This window comes from Mesorhizobium sp. 2RAF45 (genome assembly GCF_052115225.1).
GTDB classification, from domain to species: Bacteria; Pseudomonadota; Alphaproteobacteria; order Rhizobiales; family Rhizobiaceae; genus Mesorhizobium; species Mesorhizobium jarvisii.
This window is the reverse complement of the sequence record NZ_JBFRGG010000019.1, coordinates 1-16787: the sequence shown is the minus strand read 5'-3', so window position 1 is coordinate 16787 and position 16787 is coordinate 1. Positions and strand designations below refer to the sequence as shown.

Here is a 16787-nt window from a genome sequence, read left to right as displayed (position 1 = left end):
AGCCGGGCGCTTTCCTTCGTTTTCGGCTCCAGGCCGGCTTCAGTCAAAGGCATTTCGCTTCCATGGCGCGTATCGTGATGAAATTCGGCGGAACCTCCGTCGCCGACATCGCCCGCATCCGCAATGTGGCGCGTCACGTCAAACGCGAGGTCGACGCCGGCCATGAGGTGGCGGTGGTCGTCTCGGCAATGGCCGGCAAGACCAATGAACTGGTCGGCTGGACGCGCGAGGCCTCGCCGATGCACGACGCACGCGAATATGACGCGGTCGTCGCTTCCGGCGAACAGGTCACCGCCGGACTGCTGGCCATCACCTTGCAGAACATGGGCGTGCACGCCCGTTCCTGGCAGGGCTGGCAGATCCCGATCAAGACCGACAACGCGCATGGCGCGGCGCGCATCCTCGACATTGACGGCGCCTTCCTGATCAAGCGCTTCGGCGAGGGCCAGGTGGCCGTCATCGCCGGCTTCCAGGGCATCGGGCCGGACAACCGCATCGCGACCCTCGGCCGTGGCGGTTCCGACACCAGCGCGGTCGCCATCGCCGCTGCGGTCAAGGCCGACCGCTGCGACATCTACACCGATGTCGACGGGGTCTACACCACCGACCCGCGCATCGAGCCCAAGGCGCGGCGGCTGGCCAAGATCTCGTTCGAGGAAATGCTTGAAATGGCCTCGCTCGGCGCCAAGGTTCTGCAGGTGCGTTCGGTCGAGCTTGCCATGGTGCACAGGGTGCGTACCTTCGTGCGGTCGTCCTTCGACGATCCCGATGCGCCCGGAATGGGGGATTTGCTCAATCCTCCGGGAACGCTCATTTGCGACGAGGAAGAGATCGTGGAACAGCAGGTCGTCACCGGAATTGCCTACGCCAAGGACGAGGCCCAGATTTCGCTGCGCCGCGTCGGCGACCGCCCTGGCGTCGCCGCCGGCATTTTCGGGCCACTGGCCGAGGCCAACATCAATGTCGACATGATCGTCCAGAACATTTCCGAGGACGGCAAGTTCACCGACATGACCTTCACCGTGCCTTCGGGTGACGTCGACAAGGCGCTGGCCGTGCTCGACCGGCTGAAGGCCGAGGTCGGCTACGATGTCGTGCAGTCGGAAGCCGGCATGTCGAAGGTTTCGGTCATCGGCATCGGCATGAGGAGCCACGCCGGTGTCGCCGCCACCGCTTTCAAGGCGTTGGCCGAGAAGGCGATCAATATCCGCGCCATCACCACCTCCGAGATCAAGATTTCGATACTGATCGACGGTCCGTACACCGAACTTGCGGTTCGCACTTTGCATTCCGTCTACGGTCTGGATAAGCAGTAGCAAGACTGAATCAGTTGTTGCGCGCATGCCGGCAGCGGCGGAAACTGCGCCGGCAAGTGTTTCATTGGAGAAAAAGCCGCGATGCGTGACCAGGCCAGTGGCCCGCGCGTTTTGCTGAAACGGCTCCGCGAGCTCATGCAAGAGCCGCTGGAGCCGCAGGAGCGGCTTGACCGGATCGTGCGCGACATCGCTTCCAACATGGTCGCGGAAGTCTGCTCGCTCTATGTGCTGCGCGCCGATTCGGTGCTTGAGCTCTACGCCACCGAGGGTCTGAACCCGAACGCCGTCCACCTGGCGCAGTTGCGGCTCGGGCAAGGCCTTGTCGGCACCATCGCCGCCAGTGCGCGGCCGCTCAATCTTTCCAATGCGCAGGAGCATCCGGCCTTCGCCTACCTGCCGGAGACCGGTGAAGAGATCTACAATTCCTTCCTCGGCGTGCCGGTGCTCAGGGCAGGGCGCACGTTGGGCGTCCTGGTCGTGCAGAACAAGACCATGCGCCACTATCGCGACGACGAGGTCGAGGCGCTGGAAACCACCGCCATGGTCATCGCCGAGATGATCGCCACCGGCGATCTGGCGCGGCTGACGCGGCCGGGCCTCGAACTCGATCTGCGCCGGCCGGTCAGTTTCACCGGCCTGTCCTTCAACGACGGCGTCGGGCTTGGCCATGTCGTGCTGCACGAGCCGCGCATCGTCGTCACCAATCTGTTCAACGAGGACAGCGAGGAAGAGGTCCGGCGGCTGGAAAGCTCGCTCGGCTCGCTGCGGCTCTCCATCGACGACATGCTGGAGCGCCGCGACGTCGCCTTCGAGGGCGAGCATCGCCAGGTGCTGGAAGCCTACCGCATGTTCGCCAATGACCGTGGCTGGGTGCGCCGGCTGGAAGAGGCCATCCGCAACGGCCTGACGGCCGAAGCGGCCGTGGAAAAGGTGCAGAGCGACATGCGCGCCCGCATGCTGCACATGACCGATCCCTATCTGCGCGAGCGGATGAGCGATTTCGACGACCTCGCCAACCGGCTCTTGCGCCAGCTAATGGGCCGCGGACCGGAAGACGTCGCGGCCTCGCTGCCGAAGGACGCCATCATCGTCGCCCGCTCGATGGGCGCGGCCGAGCTGCTGGACTATCCCAGGGAAAAAATGCGCGGGCTGGTGCTCGAGGATGGTGCCGCCACCAGCCATGTCGTCATCGTCGCGCGCGCCATGGGCATCCCGGTCGCCGGCCAGATGAAGGGTGCCGTTTCCATGGCGGAAAACGGCGATGCCATCATCGTCGACGGCGAGGAAGGCACGATCCATCTGCGGCCGCAGTCCGATCTCGAAGCCGCCTATGCCGAAAAGGTGCGGTTTCGCGCGCGCCGGCAAGAGGTCTATCGCGAGCTGCGCAAGAAGCCGTCGACGACCAGGGACGGCGTGCAGGTCGATCTCCTGATGAATGCCGGGCTTGCCGTCGACCTGCCGCAACTGGCCGAGTCCGGCGCTGCCGGCATTGGCCTGTTCCGCACCGAACTGCAATTCATGGTCGCCTCGACCTTTCCGCGCGCCGAGGCGCAGGAGAAGCTCTATCGCGACGTGCTCGAGGCCGCGCGCGGCAAACCTGTCACCTTCCGCACCATCGACATCGGCGGCGACAAGGTGCTGCCCTATTTCAAGGGCGCCATCCAGGAAGAAAACCCGGCGCTCGGCTGGCGGGCGATCCGGCTAACGCTCGACCGGCCCGGCTTGCTGCGCACCCAGATCCGCGCCCTGCTGAAGGCCAGCGGCGGGCGCGAGCTCAAGCTGATGCTGCCGATGGTGACCGAGCTTGGCGAGATCGCCCAGGCGCGTGAGATCATCGACCGCGAGGTGCGGCATCTGTCGCGTTTCGCCCATCATCTGCCGACCAGCCTCAAGCTGGGCGCGATGCTGGAAGTGCCGTCGCTGCTGTTCCAGCTCGACGAATTGATGAAGGCGGTCGATTTCGTCTCGGTCGGCTCGAACGATCTGTTCCAGTTCGTCATGGCGGTCGACCGCGGCAACACGCAACTGGCCAACCGCTTCGACACGCTGTCGGCGCCGTTCCTGCGCGTGCTCAAGCAGATCGCCGATGCCGGCATCCGCAACCACACGCCGGTGACGCTGTGCGGCGAACTCGCCGGCAAGCCGATCTCGGCGATGGCGCTGATCGGTCTGGGCTTCCGTTCGATCTCGATGTCGCCGGCCTCGATCGGCCCGGTCAAGGCGATGCTGACGGAACTGCCGCTGGATGAGCTGACGGCGTTCTTCGACGACAATCTGATGGCGCCGGCGCAGGGGTTGCCGATGCGGGCGCTGCTGCAGGCCTTCGCCGACGACCGCTCGATTCCGTTGTAGCGCCCCCATCATGGTCAATCTGCCCCGCGATCGTATGGATCAAGTCGTCAAGCGTTTCGAGATGCTCGAAGCGCAGATGTCGGCCGGCCCGGCGCCGGACGCCTATGTGAAGATGGCATCGGAATATGCCGAGCTGCAGGACATGGTGGCCAAGGTCAGGCAATTGCGCTCGGCCGAGCATGAGCAGGCCGACCTTGAGGCAATGCTTGCCGACAAGGGCACCGACGCCGAGATGCGGGCGCTCGCCGAGGCGGACCTGCCCGGCGTGGAGGAGCGTATCGAAACGCTGCAGAAGGATATCCAGATCCTGCTTCTGCCCAAGGACGCCGCCGACGACAAGAATGCCATCCTCGAAATCCGTGCCGGTACCGGCGGTGACGAGGCTGCGCTCTTCGCCGGCGACCTGTTTCGCATGTATGAGCGCTATGCCGCCGAACGCGGCTGGCGGTTCGAGACGGTGTCTGCCAGCGACGGCGATGCAGGCGGGTTCAAGGAAATCATCGCCACCGTTTCGGGCAAGGGCGTGTTTGCCCATCTGAAATTCGAATCCGGCGTGCATCGCGTGCAACGCGTGCCGGCGACCGAGGCAAGTGGGCGCATTCACACCTCGGCGGCGACCGTCGCCGTGCTGCCGGAAGCGGAAGAGGTCGACATCGAAATCCGCGCCGAAGATATCCGCATCGATACGATGCGCGCTTCGGGCTCCGGTGGCCAGCATGTCAACACCACCGATTCGGCGGTGCGCATCACCCATTTGCCGACCGGCATCATGGTGGTGCAGGCGGAGAAATCGCAGCATCAGAACCGGGCAAAGGCCATGCAGATCCTGCGTGCCCGGCTCTATGATCTGGAGCGCAGCAAGGCGGACGAGGAACGCTCGGAATCGCGTAAATCGCAGGTCGGCTCCGGTGACCGTTCGGAGCGCATCCGCACCTATAATTTCCCGCAGGGCCGCGTCACCGACCATCGCATCAACCTGACGCTCTACAAGCTCGACCGGGTGATGATGGGCGAGCTCGACGAAATTGTCGACGCGCTGATCGCCGATTACCAGTCGAAGCTGCTGGCCGATATCGGCCTCGATGGCTGACCCTCTGCCCGAGGCGCTGGGGCCGCTGCTGCGGGAAGCGCGGGCCAGACTTGCCATGGCCGGGGTCGATGATCCGGCGCTCGATGCGCGGCTGATCGTCGAACATTTTTCCGGCACGACGCGCACGCAGGCCATTGGCGACCCTGAACGCTCGATGGATGGCAATGCCATCGCCGCGATCGAAGCCGCCTTAAGGCGCCGGGCTGGTGGTGAACCGGTGCATCGCATCCTCGGCTACCGCGAATTCTACGGTTTGCGGCTGTCGCTGTCGCCGGAAACGCTCGAGCCGAGGCCGGATACAGAAACGCTGGTCGAGGCGGTGCTGCCTTTTGTCGAGGCGACGGCCGCGCGCGAAGGGACCTGCCGCATCCTTGATCTCGGTACCGGGACGGGAGCCATCGCGCTGGCGCTGCTGAGTGCCGTGCCGGCCGCGACCGCCACCGGTGTCGACATTTCCGCCGGCGCGCTGGCGACGGCAGCCCGCAACGCCGGGGAACTCGGGCTTGGCCGCCGGTTCACGACGGTGCAGTCGGACTGGTTCGAAAAAGTTTCCGGCCGATACCATGTAATTGCCGCAAACCCTCCCTATATATCTTTACGAGACATTGGAAATCTGCAGGACGAGGTCCGCGATTTCGACCCACACCTAGCCTTGGATGGCGGCGTGGATGGGCTGAACCCCTACAGGATCATCGCCGCCGAGGCGGCCCGGTTTCTAGAAGCCGAAAGCAGGATTGCGGTCGAGATCGGCCATACGCAACGCAACGAGGTTACGGATATATTCAAGGCGGCTGGTTATGCATTGGCTGCTGCCTTACGTGATCTCGGCGGAAACGACAGGGTTCTTGTCTTTCAATGGGGATAAGCCTTGACGCAGCGCGAAAAAACCGCTTGGCAATACCGGGGAATGCGGCTAGGGTCGCCTCAACCGGATGAGACGAAGCAGGCAGTGCTCTTAGCGATTCGGTCCTCCTTGGAAATAGCTGCCTTCTTGCGCAAACGACGCCCAAGCTTCGTGCGGGAATCGTCCGGCAAGTGATGTAACCGGAACAGGATGGCACGTGGCGCCAACGCAATTGATGCGGGCGAACGCCGGTGAAGAAACGAAACGGCTGGCTGCATGAGCGCCTCCGTTCGTAACGAGTTTTCGAAAATTTCAAGATGAAGAGAGTCGAATGAGGCCACAACAGCAGAACAGGCGCATGCGCGGTCGCAACAACAATGGCGGCGGCGGTGGCAACAACAATAACAACAACAACCGCAAGGGCCCTAATCCCCTGACGCGCAACTACGAGAGCAACGGCCCGGATGTGAAGATCCGTGGATCGGCTCAACAGATCGCCGAGAAATACGCTACCCTGGCCCGTGACGCGCAAAGCTCTGGCGACCGGGTCATGGCGGAGAACTATCTCCAGCACGCCGAACACTACAATCGCATCATTGCCGCCGCGCAGGCCCAGATGCCGATCCAGAACGTCCAGCAGAACCGCGAAGATTTCGACGATGACGGCGATGAAGATCGCGACGATTTCGACAATGCCGGCAACAATGGCGCCGGCAATGGCGGCAACACAGTCTCCGATCCGCAAATTCCTGTCATCAACCATGGCGCCGGTCCCCAGCCAGTGATCGAGGGCATGCCGGCCGAGGTCGCATTGAACCGTGACGGCCGCGACAATCGTGACAATAGCGGGCGCGATAATAACGGGCGCAACAATGGCGGCCGCGACAACAATGGTGGGCGTCACCGCGATCGCCGCCCCAATGGCGGCTATGGCCAGAATGGCCAGCGCGATTATGCCTCGTCGACCGAGCAAGGCGGCCAGCAGCAGCGCAACGAGGCGCTGGCACAGGCGGAGGTGCAGGTTGAGCCCGGTTCGCCGGTCGAGGCCGTTGCGGCTGCCGAGCAGGCTCCGCTGTTCGAGAGTTTTTCGCCGGCGGCTCTTGCCGCCCAGGCCGAGCTCAACGAGGCTGCCGCCGAGAGCGGCGCTGCCCGCCGCCCGCGCCGTCCGCGCCGTCCGCGCACCAATGCCGAGCAGGTCGACAGCGGTGGCGACAATGCGGATGCCGGCGAGGCGGCCGCGGCCCCGGCCGATAGCGGCAATGCCGAGCCGGTGATCGTCGACATCGACAACTGATCGAACGGCATTTCAAGGCGTTGAACGGCGGAGAGAAATCTCCGCCGTTTTCGTTTCGGCTGACGTGGAATATTATGCATTGACCGACATCAAGGCGTCTTGAGACGGCATGGCCTATGCACCATATCTCGGCTGAACGGGATCCGGCTCGAATGGGCGGGTCCGTCACCGCAATCTGATCCGGTGCCGCAAAGCGGGCCGGTGATGGAAGGAGACAGATATGAACCTTGAGAAGTACTCCGAGCGCGTGCGCGGCTTCATCCAGTCCGCGCAGACCATGGCGCTCTCCCGCAATCACCAGCAATTCACCCCCGAACACATTTTGAAGGTGCTCGTCGACGATGACGAGGGCCTGGCCGCGTCGCTGATCGAGCGCGCCGGCGGCAATGTCCGCGACGTCAAGCTCGGCGTCGAGACGGCGCTCGAGGCGATGCCGAAGGTCGAAGGCGGCAACGGCCAGCTCTATCTGGCGCAGCCGCTGGCCAAGGTGTTCTCGACGGCGGAAGAACTGGCCAAGAAGGCCGGCGACAGCTTCGTCACGGTCGAGCGGCTGCTGCAGGCGCTCACCATGGAAAAGTCGGCCAAGACCGCCGACATACTGGCAAAGGCCGGCGTCACCGCGCAGGCGCTGAACCAGGTCATCAACGATGTCCGCAAGGGCCGCACCGCCGATTCGGCGAGTGCAGAGCAAGGCTATGACGCGCTGAAGAAATACGCGCGCGACCTGACGGCGGATGCCCGCGCGGGCAAGCTCGACCCAGTGATTGGCCGTGACGACGAGATTCGCCGCACCATCCAGGTGCTGTCGCGCCGCACCAAGAACAATCCTGTGCTGATCGGCGAGCCGGGCGTAGGCAAGACGGCGATCGCCGAAGGCTTGGCGCTGCGCATCGTCAATGGCGATGTGCCGGAATCGCTGAAGGACAAGCAGCTGATGGCGCTCGACATGGGCGCACTCATCGCTGGCGCCAAATATCGCGGCGAGTTCGAGGAGCGGCTGAAGGCCGTGCTTTCCGAAGTCACCTCTGCCGCAGGCGGGATCATCCTGTTCATCGACGAGATGCATACGCTGGTCGGTGCCGGCAAGGCGGATGGCGCGATGGATGCGTCGAACCTGTTGAAGCCGGCGCTGGCGCGCGGTGAACTGCACTGCGTCGGCGCGACCACGCTCGATGAATACAGAAAACATGTCGAGAAGGATCCCGCCCTCGCCCGCCGTTTCCAGCCGGTCTTTGTCGACGAGCCGACGGTGGAGGATACCGTCTCGATCCTGCGTGGCCTGAAGGAAAAATACGAGCAGCACCATAAGGTGCGTATCTCGGACTCGGCGCTGGTGGCGGCGGCGACGCTGTCCAACCGCTATATCGCCGACCGCTTCCTGCCGGACAAGGCGATCGACCTGGTCGACGAAGCCGCTTCGCGGCTGAGGATGCAGGTCGATTCCAAGCCCGAGGCGCTGGACGAGATCGACCGCCGCATCATGCAGCTCAAGATCGAGCGCGAGGCGCTGAAGGTCGAGACGGACGATGCCTCGAAGGACCGGCTTGCCCGCCTGGAGAAGGAGCTTGTCGGCCTCGAGGAGGAATCGACCGAGATCACAACCAAGTGGCAGGCCGAGAAACAGAAACTCGGGCTTGCGGCCGACTTGAAGAAGCAGCTCGACGAGGCACGCAACGAGCTTGCCATTGCCCAGCGCAAGGGCGAGTTCCAGCGCGCCGGCGAGCTAGCCTATGGCAAGATCCCGGAACTCGAGAAGAAGCTGAAGGAAGCCGAAGCCCAGGACGGCAAGGCCGGCATGGTCGAGGAAGTGGTCACCCCCGACCACGTCGCCCATATCGTCTCGCGCTGGACCGGCATTCCGGTCGACAAGATGCTGCAGGGCGAACGTGACAAGCTGCTGCGCATGGAAGACGAGATCGGCAAGCGGGTCGTCGGCCAGGGCGAGGCGGTGCAAGCCGTTTCCAAGGCGGTGCGGCGCGCCCGTGCCGGGCTGCAGGATCCGAACCGGCCGATCGGCTCGTTCATCTTCCTGGGACCGACGGGCGTTGGCAAGACCGAACTGACCAAGGCGCTGGCAAGCTTCCTGTTCGATGACGACAGCGCCATGGTGCGCATCGACATGTCGGAGTTCATGGAGAAGCACTCGGTCGCCCGGCTGATCGGCGCACCTCCCGGCTATGTCGGCTATGAGGAAGGCGGCGCGCTGACCGAAGCGGTGCGGCGCCGGCCCTATCAGGTCGTGCTGTTCGACGAGATCGAGAAGGCGCATCCCGATGTGTTCAACGTGCTCTTGCAGGTGCTCGACGACGGCCGGCTCACCGACGGGCAGGGGCGCACGGTCGATTTCCGCAACACGCTGATCATCATGACGTCGAACCTCGGCGCCGAATACCTGGTCAATCTCGGCGAGGACCAGGATGTCGACGCCGTGCGCGACGAGGTGATGGGCGTGGTCAGGGCATCGTTCCGGCCGGAATTCCTCAACCGCGTCGACGAGGTGATCCTGTTCCACCGGCTGCGCCGCAAGGACATGGACCGCATCGTCGAGATCCAGCTCAAGCGGCTGGAAAGCCTGCTCGTCGATCGCAAGATCACGCTGTCGCTGGATCACGAGGCGATCGAGTGGCTGGCGGCCAAGGGCTACGATCCGGCCTATGGCGCGCGGCCGCTGAAGCGGGTGATGCAGAAGGAACTCCAGGATCCGCTGGCGGAGAAGATCCTGCTCGGCGAGATTCTCGACGGTTCGACCGTCAAGGTCACGTCCGGTTCCGACCGGCTGAACTTCCGCTCGAAGCCGACGGTCGTCGCGACCGAAGCGGCGGCCTGATTTCAACGCCGCGCGTCCACCCTGGACGCGCGGCGTTTTCATATTGAGGGTGGGGGCGGATGACGCTGGACGACTACAACGGCTTCTGCGCCTCATTGCCCGCGGCAAACCACGTCATCCAGTGGGGCGGCGCCCATGTCTGGAAGGTCGGGGCCAAGGTGTTTGCGATCGGCGGCTGGGATCAAGGCCAGCAGCTCTTCGTCACCTTCAAATGCTCCGACATCGCCTATGATGTGCTGAAGGAGCAGCCGGGCTTGCGGCCCGCGCCCTACCTTGCCTCGCGCGGCATGAAGTGGATCCAGCGTCGGACAAGCCAGAGCATGGATGATGCCGCGCTGAAGGACTATTTGCGCGAGAGCCATCGCCTTGTCGCCCTGAAGCTGACCAAGCAGGCGCGCAAGGAATTGGGGCTCGCGAGCTAGCGAGTATTCGTCGGTACGCCGAAAAACCGCCATCTTCATGCCCGGTTCATATTGGAACCATAGGGTGGGGTAACTGGTTTGCTGGCGAAGGGGTTCGCCCAGTGAACAATGCCGGGCGGCGGCAATTACGGACCGGAGAGTTGGCCACGATGTTCCGCACGATCTTTGCCCTTTCGGCGCTCGCCACCGGGCTTGTGACTTTCGGTGCGCTCGCCGCGCCGACGCAGGACAGTGCACCAAGGGTTGCCCGCGCCGCCAATGATGGCGGCATTCTTGTGGCCCAGGACGGAAATCTGGACATCTACTACGACGCGCGTGGCAACCGCGTCATCGTCGATGCCGACACCGGCAAGGTCATCGCCATCCAGCCGCCGCAGACACGGCTTGACCGGCGCGCGCTGCGCCGCGAGACAAGGCTGCGCGAATTGGGCCGTGCCCCTGCCGATGATGATCGCTACTATCTCGATGATCCCGAGGACATGGCCCGCTTCCGCCGCAAGCAGTTGGAAGAGGAAGGCCGGGTCATCCCGCCGCCGGCGGATGAATACGACCCCAATGGCGACAATTCGGTCGAAGCCTATCCGCCGGCGCCGCAGGACGACGGCAATTACGACAACAGCTATCCCGATGCACCGGCAAGGCCGGGCACCATCAAGCGCCAGCCGCTGAACGAGGCCGCGATAGACCCTGCGCAGCCCGACGTAGAGCAGGTCAATCCGGATACGCAGGCTTCCCTGCCGCCGGATACTGGCGGTAAGGCCGCCGTCGATCCGTCGCTGTCGCTCGGCGTGCGCCAGGACGTGGCGGCGCTGCAGGTGCTGCTCGACCGCGGCGGCGCTTCGCCGGGCGTGATCGACGGGCGTTTCGGCTCGAATGTCGATAAGGCCCTGGCCGCCTATAACCAGATCACCGGCAGCAATCTGAAATCGACGGACACGGTCGGCATCCAGGCGGCGCTCGCGCAATCGGGCGGCGATGCTTTCGCCAGCTACACCATCACAGCGGAAGATGCTGCTGGCCCCTATGTCGCCTCGATCCCGGAAGATTACGGCCAGAAGGCACAGCTCAACTGCATGTGCTACACCTCCGTCACGGAGGCGCTGGCGGAGCGCTTCCACATGGACGAGAACTATCTCAAGTCGATCAACAAGGGTCTCGACTTCAATCGCCCCGGCACGATCATCAAGGTCGCCAATTTCGGCAAGTTGGTGTCAACGCCAGTGGCGCGCATCGTCGCCGACAAGACCAAGAAGGAAGTGTACGCCTATGATGCCGGCGGCAAGCTGGTCGCTGCCTATCCCGCGACCATCGGCTCTGCCGACACGCCGTCGCCCACCGGCATCCACGCCGTGTCGCGCATCGCGCTCGACCCGAACTACACCTACAATCCGAACATCAACTTCAAGCAGGGCCAGAACGACAAGATCCTGACCATTCCGCCAGGCCCCAACGGCCCCGTCGGCTCGGTGTGGATCGCCCTGGACAAGCCGACTTACGGCATCCACGGAACGCCCGAGCCGTCGAAGATCGGCAAGACCGAAAGCCATGGCTGCGTTCGCCTGACCAACTGGGACGCGCGCGAACTCGCCAAGCTGGTGTCGCCAGGCGTCACCGTGGAGTTTGTCGGCGGACCTTCAGCCGATGACTTTGCGCAGCAATGAGCCGCGCAGCGCGGTGGCATAGATCAGCTGCACCACCAGGATGAAGCCGACGCTGAGCAATGGCGTGACCAGGCAGAGTAGCGCACCGATCGCCCACAGGATCTGTGCCTTGACGATGCGCAGATAGACCGTGCGCTTCGTTTCGGCATCGACGTCTTCGGCGACAAAGCCGTTCTTTTCCGCGTAGCGCCAGCTGGCGAACAGCGTGACGCCGAGCATCAGCAGGTTGAGCCAGTAGACCAGCACCGCGGTCCTGAATTCGAGGAAGTCCGCCAGAAGGTCGGTCGAGAACGGCAAGAGCGCAATGAAGGCGAGAAAGCAGAGATTCAGCGTGGCAAGCCGCCTGTCGGATTTGGCTATCAGCCCGTGCTGAGCCTGCTGGCCGAACCAGAAGATGGTCAGCGTCAGGAAGCTCAAGGCATAAGTCAGGAAGCGCGGTGCCAGTGCGGCAATGGCGACCAGCAGATCGTGCTCGGAATGCACGGTCTCATGCGCCGGCACCCTGATCTCGAGCACGATGAGCGTGAGCGCGATGGCAAAGACGCCGTCGGTGATGCCGACAATGCGGCCGCGTCCCTCCGCCGACGCTTCAAGTGGTCGTTTCATCAATTTTCCCCGGCTGCCGTCTTCCGGAAAACTTAGCATGACTCCCGGCGTTTGCATCGATACAGGACGCATCCTGGCCAATTGGCTGGTTTCAAGGACTGCAAGCTGCTGGCCGGTTGTTGCCGGTGCGCTCGGGGTCTAAGCAAGGTGCCATGCATTCGCCAAATAAAGCTGCCGCCGCCCCGCTGACCAGCCCGGTCACAAACGGAACCTTTTGTCCGCAATCACAACGGCGATTCGTCTTGATCGCGGCGATCCTGGCCTCCGCGCTTGGCTTCATCGACGGCTCTATCCTAGCCATCGCCATGCCGGCGATCCGTGTCAACCTCGGCGCCAGCCTTGCCGAGGCGCAGTGGATCTCCAATGCCTATGCATTGACGCTTTCGGCGCTGATCCTTGCCGGCGGCGCCGCCGGCGACCGGTTCGGGCTGCGCCGTGCCTTCGTGGCCGGCATCGCGCTGTTCATCGTTGCCTCGCTCGCCTGTGCGCTGGCGCCGAATGCCGTCGTGCTGATCGCGTTTCGCGCTGTCCAGGGTATTGGTGCTGCGATCATGGTGCCGGGGAGCCTCGCCATCATCGCCAAGGCCTATCCGAAAAAGGAGCGGGGCCGTGCAATCGGCATCTGGGCGGCCGCCTCGGCGCTGACCACAGCCCTTGGGCCGGTGCTCGGCGGCCTTGTGCTGTCGGCTTTCGGCGACGGCATCTGGCGGGCGATCTTCGCCGTCAACCTGCCGCTCGGCCTGATCTCGATCTACCTGCTGCTCGTCAAGATTCCGGCCGATGCGGCGACGGAAAAACGCAGCCTCGACCTCGGCGGTGGCGCGCTCGCGACATTGGCGTTCGGCGCACTCGCCTATGGGCTGACCTCGATGAGTTCGAGCGGCGAGGGCCATATGGCGGGGCCGAGCATTGCCGCCGGCGCGGTGCTGCTTGTCGTCTTCATCCTGTTCGAACTACGCCAGCGCGAGCCGATGATAGACCTCAGCCTGTTTCGCATCGGCGCTTTTGCCGGTGCCAATGTGGCGACCTTCTTCCTCTATTTCGCACTGTCGGCCAATCTTTTCTATCTGCCGATGCTGCTGATCGCCGGCTGGGGACTGAGCACGGCCGAGGTCGGCTTCATCTTCCTGCCGTTGTCGGCATCGATCGCCCTTCTGTCGGGACCCGTCGGCCAGTTGTCGGACCGGATCGGACCGCGTTTCCCGATCGCCTGCGGCAGCCTGATCGTGGCTCTCGCCTTCGCCGGACTTGCCTTGCTCAGCCGTGCCGGCATCCACCATTTCTGGACCGGAATATTTCCGCTGATGGCGCTGATGGGCCTCGGCATGGCGCTGGTCGTCTCACCACTGTCCACCGCGATCATGACGGCGGTGGAAGACAAGGATACGGGGGCTGCCTCCGGCATCAACAATGCCGTCTCGCGCATTGGCGGCCTGATCGCGGTGGCGGCAATGGGCTCGCTTGCCACCTGGGTCTATTCAACGATGCTCGACACCAGGGTCAGGCCGGGCATTCCAGGTTTTGGCGAACCGGTATCGACAGGCTTGCCGCCCGAACTTGAAGCAACACGCCTTGCTGCCAGCGACATGGCCTTTTCAGCCATATCCTTGACGATGGCCGTACTCTGCCTGCTTGCCGCGATCATCGCCTGGATGACCGTTTCGGGTCAGGCGCTGCCCTGGCCGCGCCGCGCCGATGAATCGTCAACTGATTCGTCGCGAAACTGATTCGCCGATGCCGGATTGGCCAAGGTTCAGAGCAATTCCTGGAAAAGTGTGAGCGGTTTTCCTGGGTAAGCGCGTAGCGCTTTCCCTCGGGATTGCGTCAAAACAAAGAGTTAGAGAGGTTCGCCGTTTCCGGGAAGCGGTGAAATCGCTCTAGCCGTCGATCTTGGCGCTCGCGACCTTAAGCGAATTGCCTTCTTCCTGCTTCAGCAGGTCATCGATGCGCTCGCGCTCGCGCTTGAAGGCGACGAGGTCGTCGCCCTTCAGCACCTTGCCGACCGGCAGCCGAACACGCATCGAATCGACTTTGGTGCCGTTGACGATCAGCTCGTAGTGGAGATGCGGACCGGTGGAAAGACCGGTCTGGCCGAGATAGCCAATGACCTGGCCCTGGCGAACCCGAACGCCCGGCGCGATGCCTTTTGCAAAGGCGCTCTGGTGATTGTAGGAGGTCTCGTAGCCATTGGCATGGCGCAGGATGATCTGCTTGCCATAGCCGCCAGCCCAACCGGCCTTCTCGACGACGCCATTGCCGGCGGCGATGATCGGCGATCCGATCGGGGCGGCCCAGTCGGTGCCCGTGTGCATACGGACATACCCGAGGATAGGATGCTTGCGCGCACCAAAGCCGGAGGTGAATCTTCCGTTGGGCAGCGGGTTGCGCAGCAGGAACTGCTGGGCGCTCGATCCATCTTCGTCGAAATAGTCGCTGCTGCCGTCTTGCATCTGGAAGCGATAGAAGTTGCGCGTTGTGCCGCCGAAGGTCGCCGAGACATAGAGGAGCTCCGAATCGTCGGAGGTCTGGTCATCCCCGTCCGGCTGCGAGAACAGCACTTCGAGGCGATCGGACGGATTGAGTCGCGACTGGAAGTCGACGCCAGATGCCAGCAGCTTGATCAGCCGCTGGGTCATTTTCTTCGACATGCCGTAGGAATAGGCGGTGCGGTAGATACCGTCATAGACAGTGGGCAGGTTGCCGCGCACCACCACCGGTGCCGACGAATCGTCAAATGCCGTCAACAATTCGGGGTTGGGATCCGGCTCCTGCGCCGGCACATACTGGCCGCGGTCATCGAGTGCGATGGTAACGATATGGGTGGTCCTGTCGTAGACGCTGGTGCGCACGACCTTGGCGGCGTCGCCATGGACTTCGAGACCGACGCGCAGCACGGTTCCGGCTTTCAGCGTCGGCGCGTTCAACAGCTTGGCGATCGCTTCGGCCATGCCGGTGGCATCGTCGCCCGTATAACCCGAATCGGCAAAGGCCTCGGTGAGGTCGGTGTCCTTGGTGAAGGGAATGATTTCCTCGGCGAAAGCCGGCGCCTGGTCGTCAGTGGCAGCACGCGGCGACACCGAGACGTTTTCAGGCACGATCTTGACGTCATAGGAGCCGGCCATGCTCTCGGCGAAGGCCTCGCCGAATCGCTGCGGATCGACATAGTGGAGTGAAGCGACCTGCACGGCGCCGTCGCTAAGGTCGGTGCCGGCCTCGCGCACCACCTTTTCCACCTCGTCGGCGGACAGATCGCTCTTCTCGTCGAAGGCCGCCGTCTCGATCGGGAAGTCGACGGTCTTCAGGCTCATCTCGCTTTCGACCTTGGCGCCATAGATCTGGCCGGAGGCGGCGGAGGCCGCCGCCGGTTGCGCCGGAGCGTCGTCACCGTCGTCGCCGAACACCTGCATCGGGTCGAAAGGCGGGTAGGGCCGGCTGGTGGTGTGGCCGGCGGCGAGCGCCATCTTGATCTGCACGAAAGGCATTGTGTGGATGACGTCGCGGTCGCCGACCTTGGTGACCATCGACACTTCCATGCGGCGGCGGTCCTTGGCCTTGGCGATCTGACGCGGCGCCACCAGCCTGGTTGTCTTGGCCACTTCGCCGGAATCGCCATTGCTGGAAAGGCCGATCAGTTCCGCGATTTCGGGTGGCGTCGCCAGTTGCTGGCGACCGTCAAGGGCGGCGAACAGCGCCACGCCCATCAGCACGCTCGAGGTCACGCCGGTCAGGAATGTTCCCGACAGCCAGCGCGCAGAAACCTCGCGCCGATCGGGCGGGCCACTGCGGCCATCCGCGATAAGCGGCGGCTCATTGCCGAGTTCGGCTATGACATCTTCCGTGTCTGGCATCCAGAAAGGCTGCTTCTTCCCCGGGCGGAACGGCTTGTCGCTTTTGTTGTGGCCATGACATTTGCCTGTCACGGCAGGTTAAGTCAACGAAGCCTCAGGCCTCGGTCGAATTCCCCCCCATGCACTTCTCTTATAGAGCGCTCGGCAAAGAGGGCGGCGCGTGCCCTCTCTATAAGGCTCATCGCGCGCTGGCTTGCGTGGCTCTTAAAAGAGGGCATTGCACGGCCGTGCCATGGCCTCTTTTGTTGGCCTTGGTGTCGAACGGCAATGCGGCGGCAATAGGGCTCCTTCGTGGCCGGCCCCCTGTCTTGTCCCTTGTTCCCCTGGGGCAGCCGGCTATCGACAAAGCAGGTCCGAAATTTCTGTCGCAAAAAGTTCAAAAACTTTGGTTTGGTGTGTTGACAGTTTGGATTGGTGGCGACTATATACGCCTCACGAACGAGGGCGGTGCGCCGCTGGCGACGAAGAAGTTTGCTTCTAAGACTGCCCTCAGCGAAATTCAAGAGAGCCGCGTGAGCGACACTCGA

The 16787-nt window shown here is 63.5% G+C and carries 12 protein-coding genes; 10 read left to right on the top strand and 2 right to left on the bottom strand.

The annotated features are described in order from the left end of the window. Positions 1 to 62 precede the first annotated feature (62 nt). From AB4Z43_RS30455 to AB4Z43_RS30420, 8 genes are all read left to right on the top strand, one after another. On the top strand, positions 63 to 1316 hold the full coding sequence (locus tag AB4Z43_RS30455) for an aspartate kinase (protein WP_019861347.1): 1254 nt from the start codon (positions 63 to 65) through the stop codon (positions 1314 to 1316). Between the two features lie 81 nt (positions 1317 to 1397). After that, on the top strand, positions 1398 to 3668 hold the full coding sequence (ptsP, locus tag AB4Z43_RS30450; RefSeq protein ID WP_019861345.1) for a phosphoenolpyruvate--protein phosphotransferase: 2271 nt from the start codon (positions 1398 to 1400) through the stop codon (positions 3666 to 3668). A gap of 10 nt (positions 3669 to 3678) precedes the next feature. Further along, positions 3679 to 4758: a peptide chain release factor 1 gene (gene prfA / locus AB4Z43_RS30445; protein ID WP_019861344.1), complete on the top strand. Its 1080-nt coding sequence runs from the start codon at positions 3679 to 3681 to the stop codon at positions 4756 to 4758. Beyond that, complete coding sequence (gene prmC, locus AB4Z43_RS30440; protein WP_441940459.1) at positions 4751 to 5623, top strand: peptide chain release factor N(5)-glutamine methyltransferase; 873 nt, start codon at positions 4751 to 4753, stop codon at positions 5621 to 5623. Before prfA ends, prmC begins: the two co-directional genes overlap by 8 nt. A 310-nt stretch (positions 5624 to 5933) precedes the next feature. After that, positions 5934 to 6896 carry a DUF4167 domain-containing protein gene (locus tag AB4Z43_RS30435; protein WP_441940457.1) on the top strand — a complete coding sequence of 321 codons (963 nt, stop codon included), beginning with the start codon at positions 5934 to 5936 and terminating at the stop codon, positions 6894 to 6896. A 220-nt stretch (positions 6897 to 7116) separates the two neighbouring features. Then, positions 7117 to 9723: an ATP-dependent chaperone ClpB gene (gene clpB / locus AB4Z43_RS30430; protein WP_019861341.1), complete on the top strand. Its 2607-nt coding sequence runs from the start codon at positions 7117 to 7119 to the stop codon at positions 9721 to 9723. Between the two features lie 59 nt (positions 9724 to 9782). Next, complete coding sequence (locus tag AB4Z43_RS30425) at positions 9783 to 10145, top strand: MmcQ/YjbR family DNA-binding protein (protein ID WP_019861340.1); 363 nt, start codon at positions 9783 to 9785, stop codon at positions 10143 to 10145. A 149-nt stretch (positions 10146 to 10294) separates the two neighbouring features. Continuing rightward, positions 10295 to 11806: a L,D-transpeptidase family protein gene (locus tag AB4Z43_RS30420; RefSeq protein ID WP_069090211.1), complete on the top strand. Its 1512-nt coding sequence runs from the start codon at positions 10295 to 10297 to the stop codon at positions 11804 to 11806. On the opposite strand, the gene AB4Z43_RS30415 is transcribed toward AB4Z43_RS30420, so the two are convergent. After that, complete coding sequence (locus tag AB4Z43_RS30415; protein ID WP_019861338.1) at positions 11780 to 12412, bottom strand: TMEM175 family protein; 633 nt, start codon at positions 12410 to 12412, stop codon at positions 11780 to 11782. The two genes, AB4Z43_RS30420 and AB4Z43_RS30415, sit on opposite strands and share 27 nt — an antisense overlap. A 152-nt stretch (positions 12413 to 12564) precedes the next feature. Between AB4Z43_RS30415 and AB4Z43_RS30410 the strand changes: the two genes are divergently transcribed. Next, on the top strand, positions 12565 to 14139 hold the full coding sequence (locus AB4Z43_RS30410; protein WP_441940454.1) for an MFS transporter: 1575 nt from the start codon (positions 12565 to 12567) through the stop codon (positions 14137 to 14139). A gap of 150 nt (positions 14140 to 14289) precedes the next feature. On the opposite strand, the gene AB4Z43_RS30405 is transcribed toward AB4Z43_RS30410, so the two are convergent. Then, entirely contained in the window at positions 14290 to 16260 is a 1971-nt protein-coding gene (locus AB4Z43_RS30405) for a M23 family metallopeptidase (RefSeq protein ID WP_027047418.1), read from the bottom strand. Positions 16261 to 16568: 308 nt separating this feature from the next. On the opposite strand from AB4Z43_RS30405, the gene AB4Z43_RS30400 reads away from it, so the two are divergent. Continuing rightward, positions 16569 to 16787: hypothetical protein (locus AB4Z43_RS30400; RefSeq protein ID WP_441940452.1), on the top strand; the 219-nt coding region annotated here is incomplete at its 3' end.

What these genes read in the sequence shown, in the direction of transcription:
- AB4Z43_RS30455 (WP_019861347.1), top strand. Translation starts at nt 63, where the DNA reads ATGGCGCGTATCGTGATGAAATTCGGCGGAACCTCCGTCGCCGACATC.
- ptsP (WP_019861345.1), top strand. Translation starts at nt 1,398, where the DNA reads ATGCGTGACCAGGCCAGTGGCCCGCGCGTTTTGCTGAAACGGCTCCGC.
- prfA (WP_019861344.1), top strand. Translation starts at nt 3,679, where the DNA reads ATGGTCAATCTGCCCCGCGATCGTATGGATCAAGTCGTCAAGCGTTTC.
- prmC (WP_441940459.1), top strand. Translation starts at nt 4,751, where the DNA reads ATGGCTGACCCTCTGCCCGAGGCGCTGGGGCCGCTGCTGCGGGAAGCG.
- AB4Z43_RS30435 (WP_441940457.1), top strand. Translation starts at nt 5,934, where the DNA reads ATGAGGCCACAACAGCAGAACAGGCGCATGCGCGGTCGCAACAACAAT.
- clpB (WP_019861341.1), top strand. Translation starts at nt 7,117, where the DNA reads ATGAACCTTGAGAAGTACTCCGAGCGCGTGCGCGGCTTCATCCAGTCC.
- AB4Z43_RS30425 (WP_019861340.1), top strand. Translation starts at nt 9,783, where the DNA reads ATGACGCTGGACGACTACAACGGCTTCTGCGCCTCATTGCCCGCGGCA.
- AB4Z43_RS30420 (WP_069090211.1), top strand. Translation starts at nt 10,295, where the DNA reads ATGTTCCGCACGATCTTTGCCCTTTCGGCGCTCGCCACCGGGCTTGTG.
- AB4Z43_RS30415 (WP_019861338.1), bottom strand. Translation starts at nt 12,412, where the DNA reads ATGAAACGACCACTTGAAGCGTCGGCGGAGGGACGCGGCCGCATTGTC.
- AB4Z43_RS30410 (WP_441940454.1), top strand. Translation starts at nt 12,565, where the DNA reads ATGCATTCGCCAAATAAAGCTGCCGCCGCCCCGCTGACCAGCCCGGTC.
- AB4Z43_RS30405 (WP_027047418.1), bottom strand. Translation starts at nt 16,260, where the DNA reads ATGCCAGACACGGAAGATGTCATAGCCGAACTCGGCAATGAGCCGCCG.